Origin of the sequence: Novosphingobium sp. PhB55 (genome assembly GCF_004368805.1) — a bacterium.
Lineage (GTDB): Bacteria > Pseudomonadota > Alphaproteobacteria > Sphingomonadales > Sphingomonadaceae > Novosphingobium.
In genome coordinates, this window is the sequence record NZ_SODQ01000001.1 from 531,224 (window position 1) to 554,241 (window position 23,018).

Here is a 23,018-nt window from a genome sequence, read left to right on the forward strand (position 1 = left end):
GGGGCAGGCAAGCCGCCCACCCCGCTATCCGCGCCGGCGATATGAGAGCCTCAATCTGGCTTGCCATCCTCATGCGCCATCCAGTGGACGAAGCGGTGAAGCGGATACATCGCATCGTGCGGATTGCCGATCGTCGAAGGCCCCGCCTCGCCCAGATGGACCACGCGCTGCGCACCGCCGGCGGCCAGCCGGTCGCGGTAATCGGCCATGCGGTCGAAGGGATAGAAGCCCACCGTCTGCGTGGCGACATTGATCCACTTCACCGCTTCATCAAGGCTGTCCACCCGCACGACGTTGGCGGTCTTGTTGATCGGATGGAAGTCGACCGGCTCTTCGGAGCGGATGACAAGACCCTTGCCGTCGGTCCGCCCCCAGACGCCGTATTCGTCGTCCATCAAGGTCATCGTGTCCACTGCCTCGCGCATGTCACGATCGAGCGGGCGCACGTCGCCGCTTTCCGCTGCGCGGCGGGCTATGTGGTGATGAAGGCGCTCGCAGAAGCGGTCCACTTCCTCCTCACTGCCCTCCACGAACTGGAAGCGGCTGGCGACGCAGGCCTCCTGGTTCAACGTCATGACGTCAGTGGAGCAAAGGTCCGCCACGCGATCCACCGTCGCCTCATCAACCAGCCCCTCACGCCCGATCATCGAGATCGAGGTCTTGGGATCGAAGGAAACGAGCTGAAAACCAGGCCCCAAATACTTGATAACGTTGTTTATCGCATCGCCGCCGCCCCAGGCGACGATCTTGTCGAAATACTGCGGACGATAGAGCACGCGCTCCGTCGCATCGTCGCCGCCGCGCCAGTAAACGGCCGACATGGAGCGCACGATGGGATGGTTCGCATCGATATCCGCCATGGTCCGCAGGATCGCGACCATGGTGAAGGGATCGGCGCTGCTCATCTTGAACAGGTTCACGCCCTTCACCATCGATCCCTGCGCCACGGACTTCACCGCCACGCCCGGCGAATTGCCCGGGAGCACATGGATCAGGCGCGGCGCAAAGGCGCGCACGAAGCTCTTGCGGCCAGTGAAGTCCTGCTTCGGCACCCACTCATCGAGCGCACGCGGATCGGGGAAGTTCTGCTCCACTTCCGCCATCAGCACGCGCTTGTCGAGATAGGCCGCGGCATGGCGCGCGGTATTCTCGACGACAGCACGCGGCAGGATGTGCGTGCGGCACATCCGCTCGATGCATTCCTGCATGTGGTCGTTGTCGGGAGCGGTGAGGCGCTGGCCGGTCTCGACGAGGAAATCGATGATCTCCGCCAGCGGCACGTTCAGCAGTGGCGGCACTTCGGTGCGCGGCGGCACGGCGCGATCAAAGGGTATCCTGGGCGTCGCGAAGGTCACGCCAAGGTCACGCGAGGTCTGGACCACATCGGTGCCGTGCAGCACCTCACCGCGCAGGAAGAACGGAGCCGAAACGAGTTCTTCGTTTTCAGCATGTTGCGTCACGGAGTTCATGCTACACCTCGCACATAGGCGTCGACCGTGCCCGCGCAGCCTATCTTGTCGTCCCCTTCCAGATCCGCGTAGCGAACGATGTTGTCGCGGATCGAAGGACCATGGTTGCCGCACTTGCAGGGGCCATGGTCGAGCGAGATCCGATCGCCGGTAATCACCCCGCCCCAGCGCCCGTCGAGCGACAGATCGAAGAACGCGGCGCGACCTTCCATTTCACCTGAAGTGTGGTCGAGGGCCCCCTCGACAAGAGCATCGCCCGACTTGTCGAGCAGCACCGGAACGATCCACGGCGGCACGTGATAGCGCCCGCCCTCGCGACACTTCGGCATGCCAGAATTCAGTTCCTGCATCGAGTAATTCTGGAAGTGGCGATCCTCAGGAATGTTGAAGGTATCGAAGACATATTCCTGATAATCATCGGGAAGTTGTGCGCGCTTCAGCCCGCCACCGACATAGATCGAGTTGTCCGGATCGAAGTCTGCGCGGCCATAGCCCGCATCACGCACCGCCTTGGCGACCTGCCACAGCCCGCTCCACAGACCCGAAAGCTGGAGCTTGCGATGACGGTTTTCGATGATGAACTGCGCCGTCGCCGGGATGGCATCGGCGACCGCCTTGGCACGCGCGGCCGAGGTTTCCTCGAAAGCGGCGATCTCGTCGGGACGGGCCGTACCTTCGGCGATCTTCTTGCGCATCACCACCATCGCGGTCAGCGAGCCCACAGTGATGGGAGGCACCGGATAATGCCAGCGCGGCGCGGAAGGATCGGCGAAAGCCTCATACTGCGCCTGGGCGATCGTCGCATTCTTGGGCACGGTCGCCACCGGCGCACAGCCGACGATCACGCGATCCTGCGCCGGAACCACGCCCGAGCCCCAGGCAAAGACGTTGACCGTATCGATCTTCGACCAGTCCATGTCCTTCTCCGAGGCGATCAGCATGGCCGACTTGCCAGTGGTGCCGCTGGAGCAGGAGATGAAATAACCCAGCGCCGCCAGCCGCTCGATCCAGTCGTCGATGCCCTCGACATCTTCGAGGTCCAGCCCCTCGATCGGATAAGGCGAGATCGTGCCGAGCCACTTGGTCAGCCGGTCCCAGCGCTCCTCCATCAGAAAGCTCTCGGGATATGACTTGTAGGCGGTGTGCGGGAACAGCAGCGGCACCATGTCCGCCACGGACCCAATCTTATCGATCCCGGCATCGCGGGCACGCAGAGCCAAGAGCTTGATGCGATCCTTCCGCTCCTGAAAGCGCTCATCCAGCGCGGCAACCTGCGTTGCGCGCAGTTCCTCGGCACTGAAACTGAAACGCTGCGGATCGGCGACCAGCGCCATGAGCCTGTCGACGGCTTCACCCATTCGTTCTCTCCCGGATCGCCGTGCGCTCCGCCTCCAGTGGACAGATCCGCGCGACTCGATTAATGACAACTCATGCGTATCATTATTCACGATCCTCTTGGCAGCGCAAGCGCGATCGGCTCGAATGGCCAGATGCCCGAGACGATCCAACCCAAGCGCATCGCTGTCACCGACGCCCCGCCCTCGCCCGTCCGCGCCGGTCGGCCCACCCGCGAACAGGCCCAGGCGCGTCATGCGCAGCTGCTCGACTGCGCCTTCGACCGTTTCCTCGACAAAGGGTTCGAGCCGACGACGATCGAGGCACTGGCCGCCGAAGTCAGCATGACGAAACGCACCGTCTATGCCCGCTATCCGGACAAGGCCTCCCTGTTCCGCGCCGCCATCCAGCGGGGGACCGAACGCCGCGCCGCCAGTGCCGAAACCATCGCGGCGACCCGCGCAGATACCCTGGAAGAGACGCTCGTGGGCATCGCCATGCTGCGCATCCAGCTCGCAGGGTCGCCGGAGGGCGTGAAACTCCAGCGCCTCATCAACACCGAGGCCTACCGCTTTCCGGACATCTTCCAGACCTATTACGAGATCGCCGCCCTCCCCACCGTGCGGTTTCTCGCGGATATCCTGGACGAAGAGACCCGCGCGGGGCGCCTGGCCATCGAGGACGCGATGCTTTCGTCCACGGTGTTCATGAGCATGGTGGTCAGCGCCCCCGTACGTTTCCTGATTTCGGGGAACGAGCTTCCGGCGCAGGATGTGGACCGAAGGGTTCGCTTCGCCGTGAGGCTGTTCCTCAAGGGCGCTCTCCCACGCTGAGAGCGCCGCGCCGAACCGGATTTCATCAGGGAGAACAGAACGATGCCGCAAGAAGACGATCAGCCCGAGGTCCGCCAGCGATGCGTCGTCGTCACCGGGGCGAGTTCCGGGATCGGCCGGGCCAGCGCCGCGGCTTTCGCCCGCATGGGCTGGCACGTCATCGGCACCGGCCGCGACCGCAAGCGCAGTGAAGACGCGGAGGCCGAAATTCGGGCGGCAGGCTCAGAAAACGCCCGCGTCGACATGCTGCGCGGCGACTTTTCGGAAATGCATGAGGTCCGCCGCGTGGCCGGAGAAATCCGCGCGCTCACGGACAGGGTCGACGTGCTCGTCAACAATGTGGGCGGTGTCCGCGACGGATATCACGCGACTTCGGAAGGACTGGAAGCGACCTTTGCGGCCAACCACCTGGCACCGTTCCTGCTCACCCGGGAACTTCAACCCTTGCTCGAACGCGCGGCCGGCGATGCCCCGCCGGGACAAGTGCGGATAATCGCCGTCTCCTCCAGCGGCCACCGGGCCTGCGCCGGCATGCGCTGGTACGACCTCATGATGAAGGCCGCCTTCGAGCCCGGCACGGCCTATTGCCAGGCCAAGCTCGCCAACCTGCTTCATACGCGGGCGCTGCACAGCCGGCTGATCGACAAGGGAATCGTCGCCCTTGCCATGCATCCGGGCCGCGTCGGCTCCAACTTCGCCAGCCACGGGGACGAGGCCATGCAGGCCTACATGGCCGCCAACGAATGCGCCGCGCCGGAACAGCCGGCCCGCACGATCGTCTGGCTGGCGACCGATCCCGATCTGGGCGGCAAGGGCGGCCACTACTTCCACGATCTTGCCGAGGAAACGCCGGCCCTTCAGGCGCTGGACGATTTCGAAGCGGAAAAACTCTGGCAGGAAAGCGAGCGCATTCTGGAGCAAGTGCTGGAAGCGCCGCTGACCCTATGAGGCCGGGGCATTCCGCAACGGGTCCCCCGTTAAAAAACCGTCCCGCGCCGGTTCTTCGTGAAGCGGTCGCGGGACGGCTGTGCGACCCGTAAAGGGCTATCGCAGCGTGAGCCGAAAAGTTCCGGCCCGCGCGTTCTTCGATCGTGGAGGAGGAGGAACGATCGAATACGACGGCGCGCTGCTACACGAACTTTCAAACGTTTGCACTACCCGTCAGCCCTGTAGCAACATTCAAGGCGAATTTTTTCTCGGGCGCCTCCATCGCTGCGGGGGTCTCGACCGACGTCAAGCGCCGTGAGCCTTGACCTGCCTGCCCGGCTCCGCAATGCCTCCGCCAACTGCGAGGAGCCCTGCCCGATGACCGTCTCTTCCTCTGATACTGGCACGCGCCATGGCGCGGAGCGTCCCCGGCGCAGCGCCCTCTATCTGCCCGCCTCGAACGCCAAGGCCGTCGCCAAGGCGCGCACCTTGCCCTGCGACATGGTCGTGCTGGACCTTGAGGACGCCGTCGCGCCGGAAGCGAAGGAGGCCGCTCGCGCCGCCGCCATTGCCGCCGTCGCGGAAGGCGGTTTCGGACAGCGCGAGGTCGCCATTCGCGCGAACGGCATCGACACCGAGTGGGGCGCCGCGGACCTGGCCGCCATCGCCGCTTCGCAGGCCGATGCCGTGCTCGTGCCCAAGGTGGATTCGCCCGAGCACATCGCACGCTATCACGCCGCCCTGTCCGGCGCGGCGCCGCGGATGCAGCTCTGGACAATGATCGAGACCTGCGAGAGCGTCGGCAACCTTCCCGCAATGGCCGCCATGGCCCGGAGCACTCGGCTCTCCTTGTGGATCATGGGCACCAACGATCTCGCCAAGGAAATGCGCGCGCAGCTCACGCCGTGTCGCACGCCGTTCCTGCCGTTCCTGGCCATGGCCGTCGCCGCCGCGCGCAGCCACAGCCTGTCGATCCTGGACGGCGTCTGCAACGAGTTTCGCGACCTCGACATATTCCAGGCCGAGGCGCGGCAGGGCCTGATGTTCGGCTTCGACGGCAAGAGCCTGATCCACCCCGCCCAGATCGACCCCTGCAACACGGTGTTTTCTCCCAGCGAAGCCGACCTGGACTGGGCGCGGGGCGTGATCGAGGCGTTCGCCCTGCCGGAAAACCAGGGCAAGGGCGCTATCCGCGTCGAGGGCAAGATGACCGAACTGCTGCATCTGGAGCAGGCACGGCGGCTGGTGGAGATCGCAAGGCAGATCGGCGGCATGAGGTAAGAAAGCGGCGGTGCATGCGCTAAATCGGAGGCCGCGCCAGCTGTCGGAAAGAAACGGGATCCTTGCCCTGGCGAGGATAACGAGGCCTGGACGAGATCAGCCTGGTCGATAGCGAGGCGACGATGATCGTCGCCTCGCCAAACCGTCAGCCTTCTCCCTTCGAACCTGGCACCCGCGCGATCGCGCCGGGCTCGTTGGCGATCACTTTCAGCACGGCCGTCCAGGCATCCACGTTCTGCTGAAGAGCCGCCGGATCGACCTTGTCCAGCGTATCGTCCGGCGTGTGGTGCAAGTCGAAATAGTGCATGCCGTCCTGCCCAAGATCGACGACGGCCAGTTCCTGCTTGCCGATGATGCCCGAGACATCGGCGCCGCCCGTGGCCGCGCCTTCGTGATAGACGATGCCCATCGGCCAGAGCGCCGCCTTGATCCGTTCCGCCATCGCCTGGTTGCTGTCGGCGAGCGTCAGGCGGAACTGCCAGACCTTGTCCGCCCCGAAATCGCTTTCCATCGCCACGGCATGGGGCTCGTCCCCATGCATCTCGGCATAGGCCTTGCTGCCGCCGCCGGTGACGCCCATTTCCTCGTTTCCGGCCCAGAGCACGCGGATCGTGCGCAGGGTCTTGCCCTCCTTCTGCGCAGCCAGTGCCGCGGCCGTGACGATGCCGCAGCCCGAGGCGTCATCGATGGCGCCGGTCGCCAGGTCCCAGGAATCGAGATGGCAGGCGAGCACGATCTTGGGCAGCGAGGGGTCGCGGCCCGGAAGGTCGGCGATCACGTTGCCCGAGGGAGCATCCGGGAACGGTTTGCCGAGCAGGGTCAGATCTATCTTCATCGGCTTGCCGCGCCCAGCGATGCGCGCGATCAGGTCCGCATCGGGATTGGAGACGGCGCCAGCCGGAATGCCGGTCACACCCTTGGCAAACACGGTGACGCCCGTGTGCGGATTGCGATGGTTGTCCGTGCCGGCCGAGCGGATGACGATGGCAGCAGCGCCTTTCTGCGATGCGATCGACGGTCCCCGGCGGCGCACGTCGCCATAAGGGCCGTATCCCGAGCCGTCCTGCGCCGGCCGCATCGCATGGTCCACGAAGGCCACCTTGCCCTTCAGCGAGCCGTCCGGCGCCGCGCGCAGCGCGTCGAGCGTCGGGAAATAGACGAGTTCGGCCTGGAGGCCCTTGGCCGGCGTGGGCGTCGACATGCCCAGCGCGGCAATGGCCAGCGGCTGCGCGTAAGGCGCTGTGAGTTTCGCGTGCTCTTCGCCGCGCGTCCAGGCGAGGGTCTTGAACGGTTCCACCTTGACGTTCTGGAAGCCCAGGGCGTTCAGCCTGGCTTCGGCCCAGGCGCGCGCCTGTCCTTCCTGCGGCGATCCGGCAAGGCGGGGACCGATCTCGGTGGTCAGGCCCTCCACGATCTCCCAGGCGACGCCCGAACCCTCGGCGGGGGTGGCTTGTGCGGGGCACGTCAGCAGCGGAGCGGCGACGAGGAGCGGAGAGACGGCGAGAAGCGCCGCGCGGGAGAATCTGCGTTGCATGACAGATGCGTAACGCGCCCTGCCGCTCCTGCCAACCGGTCCATCCCGATTGCCTGATGAGGTTCGGGCCGCGGCGGCGCAGTGGAGGCCGGGTGCGGGCGCGACCGGGCGGGCCGCCGCTTCATGACGGCTTGAAACTTCGCCGTCGCGGCACAATCTTGTTCTCATATGTAACCCGCCGCGTCACGCGCCCGGCACTGCCAATGGCTACTGCCAGGGGCGCCGGGGCCGCTGCCCTTGGCAACAGGCCCGCGCGCCTGTAGAGCGGGCCGCAAATCTATCCGATCCAGATCCTATTTCCAGAGGAAACCGATGGCTGCCCAATACGCCTTCGTCATGAAGGGCATGACCAAGACCTTCACCGGCGCTCCGAAGCCGGTGCTGTCCGACATCAACCTGCAATTCTACCAGGGTGCCAAGATCGGCATCGTTGGTCCGAACGGCGCGGGCAAGTCGACCCTGATCAAGATCATGGCCGGCATCGACACCGACTACACGGGTGAAGCCTGGGCCGGTGAGAACATCACCGTCGGCTATCTGGAGCAGGAACCGGAACTCGACCCGACCAAGACCGTCCTCGAGAACGTCAAGGACGGCGCGCGCGCGACCGCCGACATGGTTGATCGCTTCAACCAGATCGGCATGGAAATGGGCGAGGAAGACGCCGATTTCGAAGCGCTCGGCGCCGAGATGAGCGAACTGCAGGACAAGATCGACGCAGTCGATGGCTGGACGCTCGACAACCAGCTCGAAATCGCGATGGAAGCGCTGCGCTGCCCGCCGGGCGACTGGCCGGTGGACAAGCTCTCGGGCGGTGAAAAGCGCCGTGTGGCCCTCACCCGCCTGCTGATCCAGAAGCCGTCGATCCTGCTGCTCGACGAACCGACCAACCACCTTGACGCTGAATCCGTCGAATGGCTGGAAAACCACCTCAAGGAATACGCGGGCGCGGTGTTGATGATCACCCACGATCGCTACTTCCTCGACCACGTGGTGGACTGGATCCTCGAACTCGACCGCGGGAAGTACTTCCCCTACGAAGGCAACTACTCCACTTACCTGGAGAAGAAGGCCAAGCGCATGGAGCAGGAGGACCGCGAGGAATCCGGCCGCCAGAAAGCGCTCAAGGACGAGCTGGAGTGGATGCGGCAGACCCCAGCCGCCCGCCAGACCAAGTCGAAGGCGCGTATCCGCAAGTTCGAACAGCTCCAGGATGCCCAGGCCGGCCGCAAGCCCGGCAAGGCCCAGATCGTCATCCAGGTGCCTGAGCGCCTCGGCGGCAAGGTCATCGAGGTCAAGGACATCTCGAAGGCTTACGGCGACAAGCTGCTGTTCGAGAACCTCTCGTTCATCCTGCCGCCGGGCGGCATCGTCGGCGTGATCGGCCCGAACGGCGCCGGCAAATCGACGCTGTTCAAGCTGCTCACTGGCAAGGAAACGCCGGACGAGGGTTCGATCGAGATCGGCTCGACCGTGCATCTCGGCTTCGTGGACCAGAGCCGCGACCACCTCGATCCGAAGAAGAACGTCTGGGAAGAAATCTCCGAGGGTCATGACTACATGACCGTCAACAAGCACGAGATGTCGACCCGCGCCTATGTCGGCGCGTTCAACTTCAAGGGCGCCGACCAGCAGAAGAACGTCGGCAAGCTCTCGGGCGGTGAACGCAACCGCGTCCACATGGCCAAGATGCTGAAGCTGGGCGGCAACGTGCTCCTGCTCGACGAACCGACCAACGACCTTGACGTCGAAACGCTGGGTGCGCTGGAAGAAGCGATCGAGAACTTCGCCGGTTGCGCCGTGGTCATCAGCCACGACCGCTTCTTCCTCGACCGTCTGGCCACGCACATCCTGGCCTTCGAGGGCGACAGCCACGTCGAATGGTTCGAAGGCAACTTCGAGGCCTACGAAGAAGACAAGCGCCGCCGCCTGGGCGATGCGGCCGACCGTCCGACCCGTCTGGCCTACAAGAAGCTGACGCGCTGACCCGCAGAGGCTCGAAGCCGACGCGCCGGTTCATGGCGCAAGGCTGAAAGATCCAAAGCCGCCGTCCGGGAAAGCCGGTCGGCGGCTTTGTTCATTTCAGCGCGATCGAACATGAACAAATAGCCACATCCCGGTTCACCATTCCGACAGTGCATTTCCCCTAGGGGTATGCATTAGGATGAACCGTCATCGCCGGGCGGCAAATCCGGTTTTGGAGACCGGAAAATGAAGAAGGAACATACACTGAAGGCGAGAAGGCTTCTCTCGGCCGGCGCATTCGGCGCCATGGCAGTCGCTGCCGTCGCGCTCACCCTTCCGGCCGCCGCCATGGCGGAGCCCCGGCAGGAACGCGCCCGCAGCGAAGGCCGCAGCGGCGGAGAACGCCAGGGCGGCAACGGGAGCGCCTATCGCCCTGCGCCCCAGCCGCAACAGGCCCGTCAGCAACCCCAGCAGGCTCGGCCGGAAATGCCGCGTCCGCAGGCAGCCCAGCGCCCTTCGGCCTGGCGCGGCGGTGAGCAGCGTCAGCAGCCCCAACAGGCGCCGCAGGGTGGTCGCCCCGGAAACGATGCCCGTCCGCCCCAGCAGGCGGGCCAGTCGCAGCGGCCCGATCGCGGTGTCGTGCGCGGCAATCCGAGCTGGACTTCCGACGTTCGCTGGAACAACGGCGCCACGCCGGATAACCTGCGTGGGTCGTCCCGCAACGACGACCGTCGCTGGAATGGCGGAAATCGCCCGGATCGTCCGGACGTTCGGCCGGGCGAGAACCGTCCCGGCTGGAACAACGACAACCGCAACGACAACCGGCCCGACCGCAATGCCTGGGGCAAGGACCGCCGCGACAACGACCGCCGCTGGAACAACAACAACGACAATCGCCCGGACCGCAACGCCTGGGGCCGGGATCGCCGCGACGACGATCGTCGCTGGTCCGGTAACGACAACCGCCGCTGGGACCGCAACGACTGGCGCCGCGATAACCGCTACGACTGGCAGCGCTATCGCGACCGCAACCGCTCGGTCTACCATATCGGCGGCTACTACGCGCCCTATCGCGGCTACGCCTATCGCCGCCTGAGCATCGGCTTCACGCTGGGTTCGATGTTCTACGGCAACAACTACTGGCTCGACGATCCCTGGCAGTACCGCCTGCCGCCCGTCTACGGCGCCTATCGCTGGGTCCGTTACTATGACGACGTGCTGCTGGTGGACACTTACTCCGGCGAAGTGGTGGACGTGATCTACGACTTCTTCTGGTAACACGATGGAGCCCCCGGATTTCGCGATCCGGGGGCTCTTTTCGCAAGTCAGCCACAGTTTCCTAAGGCAGTGCGATTGATCCGCGGCAAGGCGCCGGTACTCTCGCCGGACGATGCCGAACTCCGCCCATCCTGACTGCGACGCCCTGGCCAGGATCGGCATCTCGGTGCGCGAGCGCCTGGCCGGAAACACTGCCTTTTCTCGCTTTCCCGTGGAAGGTGCGGAAATCTACAGAGCCGCCGAATTCCTCAGCGAGGCGCATTGCCGCCATGTCATCGGCCTGATCGACGGCGTCGCCTGCCCTTCGCGCCTCGTCGACGAGGACGACTGGGACGGCTACCGCACCAGCTTCTCGGGCGACATCAACCCCCGCGACCGGATCGTCCGCTCGCTCGATGCCCGGCTCTGCAAGCTGACCGGAATCGATCCCGGCCACGGCGAGTCCACGCAGGGCCAGCGCTACCACCGGGGCGAATTCTACCACGATCACTGGGACTGGTTCGACACCGATGCCCCCTACTGGGGGCACGAAAGCCGCAACGGCGGCCAGCGCAGCTGGACGGCGATGGTCTACCTGAACGCCGTGGACGAAGGCGGAACGACGGATTTCGTCCATCTCGACCTGAAGGTCGCGCCTGCCGCGGGATCGCTGCTGATCTGGAACAATGCGCTTCCGGACGGCACACCCAACCCGCTGACGATGCACGCGGCGCGCCCGGTGGTGAGCGGGGTCAAATATGTCGTGACGAAGTGGTTCCGGGCACGCCATTGGCGCTGAGGTCCGAGGCTAACTTCCCTAATGACCGGCATTGGCAGGGAGGTGTCGGCCGCTTTCGCGACTGTCTTCCCGCGCGACTGGTACCGACCGACACAGCGAGAGACTGCGAGGCTGGCGTTCGAAAGACTATCCGCAGGTATGGCCGCCGTCGGCTTGGGACTGACTGCCGCTCGGCGCCTGGCATTCCTTGCCATCTTCGGCAGAGCGACGCGCTTCGAAATACTCGGCGAACCGGTCGAAACGGCGGTGCAACCGGATGATCTCCAACTGCGTGCGGAGGTTCACCTCGTAATCGTGGCGCGCCGTGATGCGATCCTTGTCGGCCTGGCGGTTCTGGCTCATCATGATTACCGGCGCCTGGATCGCGGCCAGCATCGAGAGCATCAGGTTCAGGAAGATATAGGGGTAGCCGTCGAAGGGCCTGATGCCCAGCGCCTGGAGGATCGTGCTGTTGAGCAGCATCCAGCCAAGCAGCACCACGGCAAAAGCCATGATGAAGCCCCAGCTGCCACCCACCGCCGCCACCCGATCGGCCAGACGGTCCGCACGGGTGGCATGGGTTGCAGCAAGTTCGTCGGCATCCAGCCCGATCACCGTGCCCGAGGCGATGCGGCAGAGCACGCGCTGCTCCTCGCCTCCCAGTTCCGCGAAATTGCGCCCGAGCAACTCTTCGGCAAGTTCCTCGGGCGTTCGCGGATCCTTGTGCATCGCCGCCTCGACCCCCGACGTCAGCCCGCCGCGGAAAGAGCCTCGGCAATCAGCTTGCGCGTTTCCGGCACGCCGTAGAGCGCAATGAAGCTGCCCATGCGCGGTCCCTGCGAGGAACCGAGCAGCGTTTCGTAAAGCGCCTTGAACCAGTCCCGCAGGCTTTCGAACTGATAGGCCTCGTTCTTGCCGATCTCGTAGACCACGTTCTGCAGCGCTTCTGCCGTGGCTTCGGGGCCGGCCTTTTCCAGTTCGGCATCGAGCACGGCGAGCGCTTCCGCCTCATTGGCGGTGGGCGCGCGGCGCTGGAGGGTGGGCGCAATGAAATCGCGGTTGGTGGCAAGCGCAGCCCGCACCATCTCGCCGAGTTCCGGGTGCGCCTCGGGCGTGGCGTCGGCCACATAGTTGCCAAGGTAGGACCAGACCTGGTCGGCCGTCGCATCGGCGCCCAGCACGCCCACCAGGTTGAGCAGCAGCGAGAACGTCACCGGCACGGTATCGCCCGCGCCTTCCGTGGCCTCGCCCTGGTTGCCGCCCGCCGTGCGCAGCAGGTGCCAGACCGGATTGCCCAATTGCTTGTCGAGCGCCTGTCCGGCCAGATTGCCACGGAACTGCCAATACTCGTCCACAGCCTTGGGGATCACGCCGACATGCAGCTGCTTGGCGCTCTTCGGTTCGCGGAACAGGTAGAACCCCAAAGACTCCTCGGTGCCGTACGTCAGCCACTGCTCGATGGTGAGGCCGTTGCCCTTGGACTTCGAGATCTTCTCGCCATTCTCATCGAGGAACAGTTCGTAGATCAGCCCTTCCGGCTTGCGGCCGCCCAGAACCTGCACGATCTTGCCGGACTGGGTGACCGAGTCGGTCAGGTCCTTGCCGCACATTTCGTAATCGACGCCCAGCGCATACCAGCGCATCGCCCAGTCGACCTTCCACTGGAGCTTGGCCTTGCCGCCAAAGGCCGACTGTTCGACCACGGTGCCGTCCTCGTCCGTGAAACGGATCAGGCCGGTGGCGGGATCGAGCACTTCGACCGGCACTTGCAGCACGACGCCGCTGGTGGGCGAAACCGGCAGCACCGGCGAATAGGTCTTGCGGCGCTCCTCGCGCAAGGTGGGGAGCATGACGTCGAGGATGGCCTGGTTGCACTCCAGCACCCGCGTCAGCGCGGAATCGAAGGCACCGGAATTGTAGCGATCGCTGGCCGAGACGAATTCGTAGTCGAAACCGAAACGGTCGAGGAAATCGCGCAGCATCGCATTGTTATGATGCGCAAAGCTCTCATGCCCCTGCTCGCCTTCATGGCCGAAAGGATCGGGAATGCGGCTGAGCGGCTTGCCGAGATTGGCGGCGAGCACTTCGGCGTTGGGGATATTGTCCGGCACCTTGCGCAGCCCGTCCATGTCGTCCGAAAAGGCGACAAGGCGCGTGGGCGCGCCGCCCGTCAGCGCTTCGTAGGCACGGCGCACGAGGGTGGTGCGAAGAACTTCCTGGAACGTGCCGATATGCGGCAGGCCCGAAGGACCGTAGCCAGTCTCGAACAGCACGGGCGCGCCGCCGGGTTTGCCCTGAGGAAAACGCTTCAGCAGCTTCTGGGCCTCCTGGAAGGGCCAGGCCTTGGATACGCGTGCGGCTTCGATCAGGGCTTGTTCAGTCATGCAGCGCTCTTTGGCGAAAAGCGCGCATTTCGCAAGGGCGAAGGCGCAAGCACGGTCTGTGAAATTGCCGCGCCCCGGACTCGATCGGCAGCCGCCATCGGCCCGGAAGCGCCTCGCGAAGGGCAAAGCGCGCCCGGACCAGCAGTCCCGGATCGCCCCCGGGATGCGGTATGAGTTCAATCTTCCCGCCACTGCCAATCGTAGGCCAGCGGCGCCTCGCGGAAGGCGAAACGGTCGATGTGGCGGGCGACCACGTCGGTCAAACCCTCGACATCGCTGCGGTTTTCGCCGGTGATGGCGATGGAGATGCCCTCCCCGTCGGCCGCCATGGTGGCAACGGCCGTGGGGAAGGTCACCGTGCCGGTATCGCCTTCGACTTCGGTCTGGAGCTTGTGGCTCCAGTGCTTGCAGAGCTGGCGGACGTACTTGCCGCCATTCTCCGTGGGCACGCGGGCTGCGATCGTGCTCAACTTTCGATCCTTTCGATCTTGCGGGTCGCCTCGTCGAGGGCATCGGCGATCTGCAGGATCACCTCGCGATTGGCACCGTCCTTGGAGAGACGGTCGAACATGGCGATCTTCAGCGCATGCATCGCGCGGCGGACCGGGGCAGGATCGACCTTCTCGCGTGCTTCGGCCAGGGCCGAGAGACGCAGCTTCAGGGCAGCGGCCTTTTCGGCATCGGCATCGGCCTGGGTCCGGCCCTGCTCGGTCGCTTCATAGGACTTGCGCGAACCTTCCTCGGCAGTCGGAGCGATCAGCCCCGATTCCTCCATGTACGTCAGCGCCGGATAGACGACACCCGGGCTCGGCGCATAGTCGCCGCCGGACAGCGTCTCGATCTCGCGGATCAGGTCGTAACCGTGGCGCGGCGCCTCTGCGATCAGCGCAAGCAGGAGCACCTGGAGTTCGGCCTGATCAAACAGCCGCTTGCGGCGACCGCCACCGGGGCGACCTCCGAAGCCGCCACCAAAACCGCCGCCGAAACCGCCCCCGAAGCCTTCCCCGCGGCCGCCACGACCCCGTCCTCGGCCACCGGGGAAGCCGTCTTCGAACCCGTCGCCATCGCGGCCGAACGGTCCGCGGGCCATGCCGAAGCCGCCGCGCCCGCGCATGCCGTGTTCTTCATGGCGATGACCGCGATGAGCGCGATGGCCGCATCGGCCGCCGCCCCGCTCCATGTCGTGTTCCATGCCATCGCGCATGCCGCGATCACGGCCGAAGCCGCCATGTCCGTAAGGATTGTTGATGTTTCTCATTTCATCTCTCTTGTTTCTCATGATGGCCACAAGATATATCTTAAATCAATCTTCGCAAGGCGCTAAAATGTATCTTGATGTATTTTTCTGCTGGAGCGCCGGGTTTTCGACCGCGAGGCGGGTTCAGAGGTTTCCCTTTTGTCCGCGGCTTGCCTAAGACGATCACCATGGCCGCCCTGCCCCTCCCCGCCCTTCACGCCAGCCATGGCGGTTCCTGGATGCGCGACGGAGCCGGCAGAACGCGTCCCGTTTCCAAGGGCGAGGCGGTCATGTCGGCGGCGGACACGCCGCTGCTGATCCTCAACGCTCCACTCATCGCCACGCGTCTCGGCTATCCCGATCTCTCGGGGCTCGACCTGCTGGAACTCTACGCCTTCATGCACCCGGCCCGGTTCGTGGTGCCGACGCCCAAGGGCCTTGCCCATGCGCTTGACCTCGAAGAACCGAAGGACGATGCCGACGTGCCGCGCCTGCTTCAGGAAGCGGCCGGCGCCCTGCTCGACATTTGCGAGAGTCCCGACTGGCCCGAGCGCGAAGGCGCCTGGACCGCACTGCAATCGCTCACCCGCATGCGCTGGCCCTGGGCTACCCTGCTCAACCCGCGTGTCGCCCGGCCCGAGCGCGCCGAACGCTGGCTCTTCACGCGCCTGCCCGAATGGGAGGAGAGCCCGGAACTGCCCCAGCCCCGGCAAGTCACGCTGGAACGCGGCGAAGTGCTGCAACGCCTTGCGGAGCTGACCGGCAGCGACGCAGAGCAGAGACCGACCCAGCAGGCCTATGCTGCCGAGGCCGCCGCCGCCTTCGCCCCGCGCCAGTCCTCGGGCCGCCCGCACGTCCTCCTGGCCCAGGCCGGAACCGGCATCGGCAAGACGCTCGGCTATCTCGCGCCGGCTTCGCTCTGGAGCGGCTTGTCGGGCGGCACCACTTGGGTTTCCACTTATACCAAGGCCCTGCAGCGCCAACTTCGCAAGGAAAGCCGCCGCGCCTGGCCGGACCGGCGCGCGGACGGCTCGCGGCCCGTCGTCGTGCGCAAGGGGCGCGAGAACTACCTCTGCCTGCTCAATCTGGAAGATGCGCTGCAAGGCGGTTTCGCCGGCCGCGCGGCGATTCTCGCGCAGCTCGTGGCGCGCTGGGCCGCCTATACCCAGGACGGCGACATGATCGGCGGCGACCTGCCGGGCTGGCTCGGCACGCTGTTCCGCCAACGCGGCATCACCGCGCTCACCGACCGCCGCGGGGAATGCGTCTATGCGGGCTGCCCGCATTATCGCAAATGCTTCATCGAGCGCGCCGCGCGCGCCAGCGCCGGGGCGGACCTGGTGATCGGCAACCACGCGCTGGTCATGATCAACGCCGCGCGCGGGCGCGATCACGCCGCGCGTCCCACGCGCATCGTCTTCGACGAAGGCCATCACGTCTTCGACGCCGCCGACTCGACTTTCGCGGCAGCCCTCACCGGCAGCGAGGCCATCGAACTGCGCCGCTGGGTGATCGGCCCCGAGAAAGCCTCGCGCGGCAGACGGCGCGGCCTCTCCGCCCGGCTCGCCGATGTCGCCAGCTATGATGAAGCCGGCGCCAAGGCGATCGAGGCCGCGCGCGCCGCCGCCGAAGCGCTTCCCGGCGACGGCTGGATGCAGCGCCTGACCGAAGGTGAGCCTTCCGGTCCGATCGAGGAACTGCTCGCAGCGGTACGCGCCACCGTCTACGCGCGCGACGAAAGCGGCGGACAGGAGGCCGGCTACGGCCTCGAAACCGAAGCGGCGGGGCTGGAGGGCGCCTTTGCGGAAGTGACCGAGGCAGCGCGCGAGGCGCTTGGCGAACTGCGCCAGCCCCTCGTCCGGCTAGGCCTGCGCCTTGAAGCCCTGCTGGAGGACGGACCTGACTGGCTGGACGGCCAGGGCCGCGCGCGGATCGAAGGCGCGCGCCAGTCCCTGTCCTGGCGCGTCGACTTGCTGCTCGCCTGGGAATCCATGCTGGGCCGCCTCAATGGACCCGCCGATCCCGAATTCGTCGATTGGCTCGCCCTCGATCGTTCCGAGGCGCGCGAATACGACGTCGGCATTCATCGCCATTGGCTGGACCCGATGAAACCCTTCGCCAGCGTCGTGCTGGAACCCGCCCACGGCGTCGTCATGACTTCGGCGACGCTGCGCGACGGCGAGAGTTGGGACAAGGCCATCGCCCGTTCCGGTGCCGCCCATATCGAAGTGGCGCCCCGGCTTTCGGAGCATCTCAGCCCGTTCGACTATGCCGCCCAGGCCGAAGTGCTGATCGTCAACGATATCCCGCGCGGCGATATTCCGGCGCTGGCCGGGGCCTATGCGCGGCTGATCGAATCGGCAGGCGGCGGCGTGCTCGGATTGTTCACGGCGATCCGGCGCCTGCGCGCGGTCTACGGCCGCATCGCCGATCGACTCGCCCGCGCGGGCCTGCCGCTCTATGCGCAGCACGTCGATCCGATCGACACCGGCACCCTGGTGGACATCTTCCGCGACGATCCGGCTGCCTCGCTGCTGGGCACCGATGCCCTGCGCGACGGAGTGGACGTTCCCGGCGAATCGCTGCGACTGGTCATCATGGAACAGGTTCCCTGGCCGCGCCCGACCATCCTGCACCGCGCGCGCCGGCTGGCCGGCGGCGGCTCCTCCTATGACGACAGCCTGATCCGCGCCAAGCTGGCCCAGGCTTTCGGCCGGCTCATCCGCAGCCGCGGCGACCGCGGGCACTTCGTGGTACTGTCTTCGGCATTCCCCTCGCGGCTGCTCAGCGCCTTCCCGGCCGGCACACCGGTGCTTCGCATTTCGCTGGAGGAAGCCTTGCAACGCGTGAGCTGGAATGGTTCAGGAGAGAACAGTTCAGCAGGGAGCAGTTCCAGGGGGAGCGAAAAGCCAGACGAGGCAGCCGGCACCGCCGAAGCCCCGCCCAGCCAACCGCCCATTTGACCGATCAGCGAACCGAAAGCCTCGATGAAAACCCTCGGAATCCTAAGACACGCCAAATCGGACTGGCACGATGCCCGCCTCCGGGACTTCGACCGCCCGCTCAACGGGCGCGGCCGCAAGGGCGCCGCCCTGATCGGCCTGCACATCCGCGACCACGCCGTGGGCTGGAAGCGCATCCTCGCCTCCCCCGCCGTTCGCGTCACCCAGACCATCGAATTGGCCGGAGAAGCCGCGGGCGAAATGCCGCCGATCACCTGGGATCGACGGATCTACCTTGCCAGTTCCGCCACCTTGATCGACCTTTTGCGCGAACAGGCGGGCGATCCGCGCTCGATCATGCTGATAGGGCACAATCCGGGCCTCGAAGACCTGATCTTCGATCTCGTGCCAGACGACGGCAGCAGCCCGATGCGCGATGTGGTCGAGGAAAAATTTCCCACCGCCGCTTATGCCGTGGTGGAACTGGACATCGAAGCCTGGGACGAGATCGCCGAAGGCACAGGCCGGCTGGTGCATCTCACCCGTCCACGCGACCTCGATCCCGAACTGGGGCCCAGCGCGCTGGATTAAGCCGGAACTCGGCGTACCGCCTCGGCCCTGTCAGGCCGCGGCCAGCGCCCGTGCCAGTCGAAGGCGAATTCCGAGCAGTTCCTGAATGAAGGAATCGGACGCGCCTGCAGGCGCCGCCTCCGCGAGTCGATCGCTCTCCGAGCCGGTCTCCGCCGATGCCGGCTCCTCAAGAGCCATGCGCGCGCCGCGCAAGGTATAGCCCTCGCGATTGACCAGTCGGTCGATCTCGGCGATCAGCAGGACGTCTTCCGGCCGGTAATAACGACGATTGCCGCTGCGCTTGATCGGCTGAAGGGCAGGAAACTGCTCTTCCCAGTAACGCAGGACATGCTGGCGAATGCCCAATGCCTTCGTCACTTCACCGATCGTGCGCAGCGCATCGTGCGCCTTGCCGTCGTTGAAGACCCCCGCCCCGGACGCTCCATCATTGACGATGGTCGCTTCCGGACGGTTCGCTTCGATCGCAGTCATGGCAGAATTCTCCGTATAACCAACGTGATGCCGGAACCGGATCAGTCGGTAATGCGGTCCTTCAGCATCTGACTGGCCCGGAATGTCATGACCCGGCGAGGCGTAATCGGCACCTCCACGCCGGTTTTCGGATTGCGGCCGATCCGTTCGCCTTTGTCGCGAAGCAGGAAAGTCCCGAACCCGGAAATCTTGACATTTTCGCCCTCCGAAAGGGCTTCCGACATATGCTGCAGTATAGCTTCGACCATCGCAAGCGACTCGGATCTGGACAATCCCAGCTTCCTGTGGATGGCTTCAGCGATTTCGGCCCTCGTCAATGTGTCCGTGGAGCGCATAAGTCCCGCATCCCCTCCGTGCGACAACCCCCCGGACAATATTATGAAAAAATGCGGGAAAAGCAATGCTCCCCCACATCAGTTCACCCGATCCTCCATAACGGAGCACCGAATCAGATCCGAACGACGCTTGCGCCCCAGGTGAAACCGCCGCCCATCGCTTCAAGGACGACGAGATCGCCCTGCACGATGCGGCCGTCGCGAACGGCCTGGTCGAGCGCCAGAGGCACCGAGGCAGCCGAAGTATTGGCGTGCTGGCCCACCGTCATCACGACCTTTTCGGCCGGCAGATTGAGCTTGCGCGCCGTCGCATCGAGGATGCGGGCATTGGCCTGGTGCGGCACCAGCCAATCGATATCGGAAGGAGAATGTCCCGTTTCCTCAAGGACTTCCTTGAGAACTTCGGCCAGGTTCACGACAGCATGCCGGAAGACCTCACGGCCCTTCATGCGCAACTTGCCCACGGTGCCGGTCGTCGAGGGACCGCCATCGACATAGAGCAGTTCGTTGTGCGCGCCATCGGCATGAAGCCGCGTCGCCAGGATACCGCGCGAACCCTCTTCGCCCTGCTCCTGCGCTTCGAGAACGATCGCCCCGGCGCCGTCTCCGAAAAGAACGCAAGTGGTGCGATCTTCCCAGTCGAGAATGCGGCTGAAGGTTTCCGAACCGATGACGAGTGCCCGCTTGGCCATGCCGGTGCGGAGCATCGAATCGGCAACGCCCACTGCGTAGAGGAAACCGGAGCAGACGGCGGCGACGTCGAAAGCGATTCCGCCGCGGCAGCCGAGGTTGTTCTGGACGATCGTGGCCGTGGCCGGGAACGTCTGGTCAGGGGTGGCCGTGGCCAGCACGATCAGGTCGATCGACGAAGCTTCGAAGCCAGCCGCCTCGATGGCCTTGCGGGCCGCATCGGTCGCCAGGCTCGAGGTCGTTTCGTCGGGCGCGGCGATATGGCGATTGGAAATGCCAGTACGCTCGACGATCCATTCGTCGCTCGTGTCGACGCGCTCGGCGAGTTCGGCATTGCTGACCGCGCGTCGCGGCAGGGCCGAACCCGTACCGACGAGAACCGAACGAATCATCAGGCACTCTCTTCCTGGACGCGAGGCTTGCGCAGGGACGTCCCGCCCAGACGGGCAAGGTCCGCGGAAATCCGCTCGGTCACGTTTTCCTCCAGGAGGCGCGCGGTAACCGCCACGGCATTGGCAACGCCTGCGGCGTTCGCACCGCCATGGCTTTTCACCACGATGCCGTTGAGGCCCAGGAAAACCGCGCCGTTATGATTGTTGGGATCGAGGTGATGCTTGAGCAGCTCGGTGGCCGGCTTCGAGATCAGGAAACCGATCTTCGAGCGCAGCGAACTCGAAAAGCCGCGACGCAGCAGGTCTGCCACGAAGCGCGCCGTGCCTTCGACAGCCTTGAGCGCGACATTGCCCGAAAAACCGTCGGTCACGACGACATCCATGTCCCCGCGGCCAAGCTTGTCGGCTTCGGTGAAACCGTCGAACGAGATCGACAGGTCGGCGGCCGAGGCCTTGAGCATCGCCGCAGCGTCGCGCAAGTCTTCGGTGCCCTTGGTTTCCTCGGTGCCGATGTTCAGCAGGCGCACGCGCGGGTGCTCGCGGCCCGTGGCGACGCGGGCATAGGCAGCGCCCATGATCGCGAACTGCACGAGATTGCGCGCATCGCACTCGGCATTGGCGCCGAGGTCGAGCATGACCAGGTCATGATCTTCCAGAGTCGGCAGCAGGGCAGCCAGCGCCGGGCGATCGATGCCGGGCATCGTGCGCAACGCGAGCTTGGAAATCGCCATCAAAGCGCCGGTATTGCCGGCACTGACGGCGGCTCCGGCGTCACCCACCTTCACCGCCTCGATAGCGCGTCCCATCGAGGTGCCCTTGGCCCGGCGCAATGCCTGGCTGGGCTTATCCTCGCCACTGATGACGCCTTCAGTGTGCAATATCTCGGAACTTGCCCTGAGATTCGGATGGCTTTCGAGCGCGGCCTTGATCCGCGGCTCGTCACCGACCAACAGGAACTTGAAGCGATCGTGACGACGGCGCGCGAGAGCAGCGCCTTCAATCATGACGCGCACGCCCTCGTCGCCGCCCATCGCATCGACAGCGATACGCGGCAAACTCATGGGCAACCTCCGAAAATCGTCTTGGTCTTAAGCTTCGACCGCGACGATCTCACGACCGTTGTAGTGGCCGCAAGCGTTGCAGAGGTTGTGCGGGCGCTTCAGTTCGCCGCAGTTCGGGCATTCGTGGAATGCTTCGACCTGCAGAGCATCGTGGCTGCGGCGCATGCCCCGGCGGGACGGGGACGTTTTTCTTTTAGGGACAGCCATTTCGGCACCTGTTCCTGGAATTGAATGTCAAAAAGGCCGCCGGAAACCGTGTTCGCGGACCGGCGGCTTGCGAAGGCGCGCCTATAACCGATTTCGCACGAGTTGCAACCCGTTCCTCCCCGCAGCATGAACGTGAAATCCACCTAGGGGGAATTCGAACCATGATTCTGCAGACAACTTTGTGCCTCGCGGCCGCGGCCGGCGTGATTACCTTCTGGCATATAGCGCGTATCGGCCAGATGCGCATGCGGGAAAAGGTGCTGTTCGGCGACGGAGGCCACGATCCTCTCGCGCGGCGCATGCGGGCCCAGCTCAATTTCGTGGAAAGCACGCCTTTCGTGCTGATCCTGGCCGCAGCGATCGAAATGACCGGAAAGGGCGGCATCTGGCTGGCCATCATCGGCTCGCTCTTCATGCTGGGCCGCGTATCCCATGGCCTGGGCATGGACATCGACAGGCCCAACCCGCTGCGCATGGTCGGCGTTCTCGTGACCGTGCTGACGTTGGCCGGACTGTCCGCCGTGGCCGTGCTGATCGCCCTGGGGTGGTTCTAAAACGAAAAGGGCGGTGCACCGGCACCGCCCTCCTACTAATAGCGTGAGAAATGGCACAGCCCTCAGCCCGGCAAGCCGTGCTCCAGCGCCGCGTCGCCGACATAGGGATTGCTCGCCCGCTCGTCTCCGAACGTGCTGACAGGTCCGTGGCCCGGGACGAACGTCACTTCGTCCCCCAACGGCCAGAGCTTCGCGGTGATCGATTCGACCAGATCCTGAAGATTGCCGCGCGGGAAGTCCCATCGGCCGATGCCGCCCTTGAACAGCACGTCTCCCACCATCGCGAACTTGCTGGGTGCATGATGGAACACGATGTGCCCCGGCGTGTGCCCCGGGCAATGGACGACATCCAGTTCCAGCTCGCCCACGGTCACCCTGTCACCGTCTTCGAGCCAGCGATCGGGCTCGAACGTCTCGGCTTCCATGTTCCAGCGCGGACCGTCGTCGTCCAGTTTGGATATCCAGAACCGATCCTCTTCGTGAGGCCCCTCGATCGGGACGCCCATTTCCTTCGCGAAGATTCCCGCCATGCCGCAGTGATCGAGATGGCCATGGGTGACGAGTATCTTCTCCAGCGTCACCCCGGTCTTTTCCAGAGCCTGCCGCAGCTTGGGAAGGTCCCCTCCCGGATCGACGAAGGCACCGCGCATGGTCCTGGTGCACCACAGCAGTGAACAGTTCTGCTGGAGCGGCGTGACGGGAATGATGCCGACACGCATCGACTGTTCCTGAGGCTTCTCGCTGGTTTGGGTCATGGCTGCGGAAATGGCCGCAA

23 protein-coding genes are annotated in these 23,018 nt (G+C 65.2%); 10 read left to right on the forward strand and 13 right to left on the reverse strand.

Annotation, left to right across the window (positions count from 1 at the left end; all coding sequences use genetic code 11):
• Positions 1-50: 50 nt before the first annotated feature.
• Together EDF57_RS02525 and EDF57_RS02530 are read right to left on the reverse strand one after the other, a co-directional pair.
• Positions 51-1,469 (reverse strand): acyl-CoA reductase, encoded by a 1,419-nt coding sequence (locus EDF57_RS02525; protein ID WP_134092969.1) that lies wholly within the window; start codon positions 1,467-1,469, stop codon positions 51-53.
• Positions 1,466-2,917 carry a hypothetical protein gene (locus EDF57_RS02530; protein ID WP_243840838.1) on the reverse strand — a complete coding sequence of 484 codons (1,452 nt, stop codon included), beginning with the start codon at positions 2,915-2,917 and terminating at the stop codon, positions 1,466-1,468. The genes EDF57_RS02525 and EDF57_RS02530 overlap by 4 nt, the downstream gene beginning before the upstream one ends.
• Here EDF57_RS02530 and EDF57_RS02535 point away from each other — a divergent pair.
• The 3 genes from EDF57_RS02535 to EDF57_RS02545 all read left to right on the forward strand — a co-directional run bounded on the left by EDF57_RS02535 (position 2,900) and on the right by EDF57_RS02545 (position 5,845).
• The gene (locus tag EDF57_RS02535) at positions 2,900-3,637 is read left to right on the forward strand and encodes a TetR/AcrR family transcriptional regulator (protein WP_243840839.1); all 738 of its coding nucleotides are present in this window, start codon (positions 2,900-2,902) and stop codon (positions 3,635-3,637) included. The two genes, EDF57_RS02530 and EDF57_RS02535, sit on opposite strands and share 18 nt — an antisense overlap.
• A 42-nt stretch (positions 3,638-3,679) precedes the next feature.
• Positions 3,680-4,585 (forward strand): SDR family NAD(P)-dependent oxidoreductase, encoded by a 906-nt coding sequence (locus EDF57_RS02540; protein ID WP_134092970.1) that lies wholly within the window; start codon positions 3,680-3,682, stop codon positions 4,583-4,585.
• Positions 4,586-4,942: 357 nt separating this feature from the next.
• On the forward strand, positions 4,943-5,845 hold the full coding sequence (locus EDF57_RS02545; RefSeq protein WP_134092971.1) for a CoA ester lyase: 903 nt from the start codon (positions 4,943-4,945) through the stop codon (positions 5,843-5,845).
• Between the two features lie 145 nt (positions 5,846-5,990).
• Here the strand turns inward: EDF57_RS02545 and EDF57_RS02550 are convergent, their stop codons facing one another.
• Complete coding sequence (locus EDF57_RS02550; protein ID WP_134092972.1) at positions 5,991-7,379, reverse strand: M28 family peptidase; 1,389 nt, start codon at positions 7,377-7,379, stop codon at positions 5,991-5,993.
• Between the two features lie 312 nt (positions 7,380-7,691).
• On the opposite strand from EDF57_RS02550, the gene ettA reads away from it, so the two are divergent.
• The 3 genes from ettA (at position 7,692) to EDF57_RS02565 (ending at position 11,400) form a co-directional block, all read left to right on the forward strand.
• On the forward strand, positions 7,692-9,365 hold the full coding sequence (gene ettA, locus EDF57_RS02555; protein ID WP_132262972.1) for an energy-dependent translational throttle protein EttA: 1,674 nt from the start codon (positions 7,692-7,694) through the stop codon (positions 9,363-9,365).
• A 225-nt stretch (positions 9,366-9,590) separates the two neighbouring features.
• On the forward strand, positions 9,591-10,622 hold the full coding sequence (locus EDF57_RS02560; RefSeq protein ID WP_243840840.1) for an RcnB family protein: 1,032 nt from the start codon (positions 9,591-9,593) through the stop codon (positions 10,620-10,622).
• A gap of 112 nt (positions 10,623-10,734) precedes the next feature.
• Positions 10,735-11,400 carry a 2OG-Fe(II) oxygenase gene (locus tag EDF57_RS02565; RefSeq protein WP_134092973.1) on the forward strand — a complete coding sequence of 222 codons (666 nt, stop codon included), beginning with the start codon at positions 10,735-10,737 and terminating at the stop codon, positions 11,398-11,400.
• Positions 11,401-11,526: 126 nt separating this feature from the next.
• Here the strand turns inward: EDF57_RS02565 and EDF57_RS02570 are convergent, their stop codons facing one another.
• The 4 genes from EDF57_RS02570 to EDF57_RS02585 form a co-directional block, all read right to left on the reverse strand.
• On the reverse strand, positions 11,527-12,108 hold the full coding sequence (locus EDF57_RS02570) for a DUF1003 domain-containing protein (protein WP_134092974.1): 582 nt from the start codon (positions 12,106-12,108) through the stop codon (positions 11,527-11,529).
• 20 nt (positions 12,109-12,128) lie between these two features.
• The gene (locus EDF57_RS02575; RefSeq protein ID WP_132262977.1) at positions 12,129-13,763 is read right to left on the reverse strand and encodes a lysine--tRNA ligase; all 1,635 of its coding nucleotides are present in this window, start codon (positions 13,761-13,763) and stop codon (positions 12,129-12,131) included.
• A 176-nt stretch (positions 13,764-13,939) separates the two neighbouring features.
• Positions 13,940-14,233 (reverse strand): DUF2218 domain-containing protein, encoded by a 294-nt coding sequence (locus EDF57_RS02580; protein ID WP_134092975.1) that lies wholly within the window; start codon positions 14,231-14,233, stop codon positions 13,940-13,942.
• Positions 14,230-14,877, reverse strand: a complete 648-nt coding sequence (locus EDF57_RS02585) for a PadR family transcriptional regulator (RefSeq protein WP_243840841.1) — start codon at positions 14,875-14,877, stop codon at positions 14,230-14,232. Before EDF57_RS02585 ends, EDF57_RS02580 begins: the two co-directional genes overlap by 4 nt.
• Before the next feature lie 12 nt (positions 14,878-14,889).
• On the opposite strand from EDF57_RS02585, the gene EDF57_RS25365 reads away from it, so the two are divergent.
• The 3 genes from EDF57_RS25365 to EDF57_RS02595 all read left to right on the forward strand — a co-directional run bounded on the left by EDF57_RS25365 (position 14,890) and on the right by EDF57_RS02595 (position 18,533).
• The gene (locus EDF57_RS25365; protein WP_166675154.1) at positions 14,890-15,087 is read left to right on the forward strand and encodes a hypothetical protein; all 198 of its coding nucleotides are present in this window, start codon (positions 14,890-14,892) and stop codon (positions 15,085-15,087) included.
• 101 nt (positions 15,088-15,188) lie between these two features.
• On the forward strand, positions 15,189-17,963 hold the full coding sequence (locus EDF57_RS02590) for an ATP-dependent DNA helicase (RefSeq protein WP_134092976.1): 2,775 nt from the start codon (positions 15,189-15,191) through the stop codon (positions 17,961-17,963).
• A gap of 24 nt (positions 17,964-17,987) precedes the next feature.
• Positions 17,988-18,533 (forward strand): histidine phosphatase family protein, encoded by a 546-nt coding sequence (locus EDF57_RS02595; protein ID WP_134092977.1) that lies wholly within the window; start codon positions 17,988-17,990, stop codon positions 18,531-18,533.
• A gap of 30 nt (positions 18,534-18,563) precedes the next feature.
• Here the strand turns inward: EDF57_RS02595 and EDF57_RS02600 are convergent, their stop codons facing one another.
• From EDF57_RS02600 to rpmF, 5 genes are all read right to left on the reverse strand, one after another.
• Positions 18,564-19,004, reverse strand: coding sequence for a MerR family transcriptional regulator (locus EDF57_RS02600; RefSeq protein WP_134092978.1), 441 nt, complete (start codon positions 19,002-19,004; stop codon positions 18,564-18,566).
• Between the two features lie 41 nt (positions 19,005-19,045).
• Entirely contained in the window at positions 19,046-19,339 is a 294-nt protein-coding gene (locus EDF57_RS02605) for an integration host factor subunit alpha (RefSeq protein ID WP_132262987.1), read from the reverse strand.
• 113 nt (positions 19,340-19,452) lie between these two features.
• A complete protein-coding gene (locus tag EDF57_RS02610) occupies positions 19,453-20,421 on the reverse strand; it encodes a beta-ketoacyl-ACP synthase III (protein ID WP_132262989.1) in 969 nt (322 codons plus the stop codon).
• Positions 20,421-21,482 carry a phosphate acyltransferase PlsX gene (plsX, locus tag EDF57_RS02615; protein ID WP_134092979.1) on the reverse strand — a complete coding sequence of 354 codons (1,062 nt, stop codon included), beginning with the start codon at positions 21,480-21,482 and terminating at the stop codon, positions 20,421-20,423. The genes EDF57_RS02610 and plsX overlap by 1 nt, the downstream gene beginning before the upstream one ends.
• 27 nt (positions 21,483-21,509) lie before the next feature.
• Complete coding sequence (rpmF, locus tag EDF57_RS02620; protein ID WP_132262993.1) at positions 21,510-21,689, reverse strand: 50S ribosomal protein L32; 180 nt, start codon at positions 21,687-21,689, stop codon at positions 21,510-21,512.
• A 161-nt stretch (positions 21,690-21,850) separates the two neighbouring features.
• On the opposite strand from rpmF, the gene EDF57_RS02625 reads away from it, so the two are divergent.
• Positions 21,851-22,243, forward strand: a complete 393-nt coding sequence (locus EDF57_RS02625) for an MAPEG family protein (protein ID WP_134092980.1) — start codon at positions 21,851-21,853, stop codon at positions 22,241-22,243.
• A gap of 62 nt (positions 22,244-22,305) precedes the next feature.
• Here the strand turns inward: EDF57_RS02625 and EDF57_RS02630 are convergent, their stop codons facing one another.
• Positions 22,306-22,998: an MBL fold metallo-hydrolase gene (locus EDF57_RS02630; protein ID WP_134092981.1), complete on the reverse strand. Its 693-nt coding sequence runs from the start codon at positions 22,996-22,998 to the stop codon at positions 22,306-22,308.
• Between the last annotated feature and the right edge of the window lie 20 nt (positions 22,999-23,018).